The following is a 1,176-nucleotide window of genomic DNA, read 5'->3' on the forward strand; positions in this document are numbered from 1 at the left end:
TATGACCAGTCCCAGGTTTCCTGTGTTCGACGCTGACAACCATCTGTACGAGACGCGTGACGCTCTGACGAGGCATCTGCCTGACAGGTACAAGGGCCTCATCGATTACATCGAGGTGAAGGGTCGGACGAAGATCGTGGTTCGGGGTCAGATCTCGAACTACATTCCGAACCCGACGTTCGATGTGGTGGCGCGGCCGGGTGCGCAGGAGGAGTACTACCGGAAGGGCAACCCGGACGGTAAGAGCCGTCGGGAGATCTTTGGTGAGCCGATGCGGTCGATCCCGGCGTTCCGTGAGCCGGCGGCGCGTCTGGAGCTGTTGGACGAGCAGGGCGTGGAGCGGACGTTGATGTTCCCGACGCTGGCGAGCCTCGTCGAGGAGCGGTTGCGGGATGACCCGCGGGCGATCCACGCGGTCGTGCACTCGTTGAACGAGTGGTTGTATGAGACGTGGCAGTTCAACTACGCGGATCGGATCTTCACGACGCCGGTGATCACGTTGCCGATCGTGGAGAAGGCGTTGGAGGAGCTCGACTGGGTGATCGAGCGCGGCGCGAAGGTCGTGTTGATCCGCCCGGCGCCGGTGCCTGGCTTTGAGGGGTCGCGCTCGTTCGGGTTCCCGGAGTTCGACCCGGTGTGGCAGAAGATCGTCGAGAACAACCTGGTGGTGGCGATGCACTCGTCGGACTCCGGGTACGAGCGGTACACGAACGACTGGATGGGTAGCAACAGCGAGTTCCTGCCGTTCCAGCCGCAGGCGTTCCGGATGCTGTCGGGCTGGCGCCCGGTCGAGGACTCGGTGGCGGCCCTGGTCTGCCACGGCGCGCTCACCCGGTTCCCGGATCTGAAGGTCGCGTTCGTGGAGAACGGGGCGAGCTGGGTCGCGCCGCTTTTGAAGTCGTTGAAGGACCTGTGGAAGAAGATGCCGCAGGACTTCCCGGAGAACCCGATCGAGGCCGTCCGCCGCGCGATCTACATTTCCCCGTTCTGGGAGGAGAACTACGCCGACCTGGCCGAGCTCCTCGGCGAGGACCACGTCCTGTTCGGCTCGGACTTCCCACACCCGGAGGGCCTCGCCGAACCGGCGAAGTACGCAGACGACCTGCTCGCCTACAACGACGAGGCGCGCGTCGCGAAGTTCATGGGCGCCAACCTCGCCACCCTCATGGGCTACCC

The 1,176-nt window shown here is 64.5% G+C and carries 1 protein-coding gene; it reads left to right on the forward strand.

The annotated features are described in order from the left end of the window. Position 1 precedes the first annotated feature (1 nt). Positions 2-1,176, forward strand: a 1,175-nt coding sequence (locus tag I6A60_RS41065; protein WP_203055893.1) for an amidohydrolase family protein, incomplete at its 3' end; no start/stop codon positions are given.

The organism is Frankia sp. AgB1.9 (assembly GCF_016786355.1).
Lineage (GTDB): Bacteria > Actinomycetota > Actinomycetes > Frankiales > Frankiaceae > Pseudofrankia.